Origin of the sequence: Bacteroides ndongoniae, assembly GCF_900108345.1 — a bacterium.
Classification (GTDB): Bacteria; Bacteroidota; Bacteroidia; order Bacteroidales; family Bacteroidaceae; genus Bacteroides; species Bacteroides ndongoniae.
Genome location: NZ_FNVV01000006.1, coordinates 1 through 1013 on the forward strand (window position 1 = coordinate 1; position 1013 = coordinate 1013).

General features: G+C 32.9%; 2 protein-coding genes. One reads left to right on the plus strand and one right to left on the minus strand.

Features of this window, described 5'->3' with window-relative positions; translation table 11 throughout:
• Positions 1-112: 112 nt before the first annotated feature.
• Positions 113-391: a recombinase family protein gene (locus tag BQ5591_RS00050; protein ID WP_083380827.1), complete on the minus strand. Its 279-nt coding sequence runs from the start codon at positions 389-391 to the stop codon at positions 113-115.
• Between the two features lie 144 nt (positions 392-535).
• Here BQ5591_RS00050 and BQ5591_RS00055 point away from each other — a divergent pair, with 144 nt between their 5' ends.
• A complete protein-coding gene (locus BQ5591_RS00055; protein WP_071147964.1) occupies positions 536-832 on the plus strand; it encodes a helix-turn-helix domain-containing protein in 297 nt (98 codons plus the stop codon).
• Positions 833-1013: the final 181 nt, after the last annotated feature.

Genomic DNA, 1013 nt, shown 5'->3' on the forward strand with positions numbered 1-1013 from the left:
CTTGAACGATTTATTTGCGTGTCTGGGATTGAACCAAACACGCAATTAATTGACAAACTTTTCAAAGAACTCATTTTATTTACTGCCAGAGCCGCTTAGGCTAGGCTAATTTTTAACGAACTATTGTTACTTCTAAAACCTGTAAGGTGTCACGGCCTAAGCGGCTTAACTCTGTCACTAACACCTTATCTATGTGATTTCTCTCAACATAGCTTATCATGTTTAGAAGTTCCGTCCTTTCTTTATTTGATTTTGCTCCCGAAATCTTTTCGGCGAACACAGCCTCAATACTCCAGCCATTTGATGTTGACAAAGTTGTTAATTCACTGACTTGTCTATCGTATTCTTGTAGACTTGTTGATACTCGTGCGAAAATTACCGTCTTTACCATAATTGTTTTAAATATCAATTTATTATGTTGCAAATATACATATAATATAATTGACTTGCAAATACAAGTTGATTAAAAAATCAATTAATATTATTTGTTTTGATATTTAAAACAAATAAACTAACTTTGCCAAAAAAGATGTATATGGAAAGAATCTTGGCTGAAAATGTAAAACGACTTTGCAAAGAGCAAGGTAAACAATTGAAAGACTTAGCAGCAAGTATGGGGATTGACCCTGCAAGCCTCACCCGAGCAATGTACGGAAATGCACGCCTAGACACTATTGAGAAAATAGCGAACGCTCTACGAGTATCTATCAAAAGTCTATTTGAACAAACAGATGATGATGCAATAGAAGGTTATATTAAGATAAGAGGAAAAATCTATAAATTTTATAACAAAGAAGAGCTAGATAAGATTTTGAAAAATAATACTCTTTAAATTGCGAACAATAATAAAAAACTTCTTATCTTTGTAAACTAACAAAATTAAAAATGTAAGCTTCCAAAATTGGCGTATTGACTAGTATGTCCCTTTCCTTTAGCTTCGTGCTAAACTTAAAACTCGAAAGATTATGTTTAGCGAAAAAGATTTTGAAAGACTGTGGTTCCTCTACAAGACC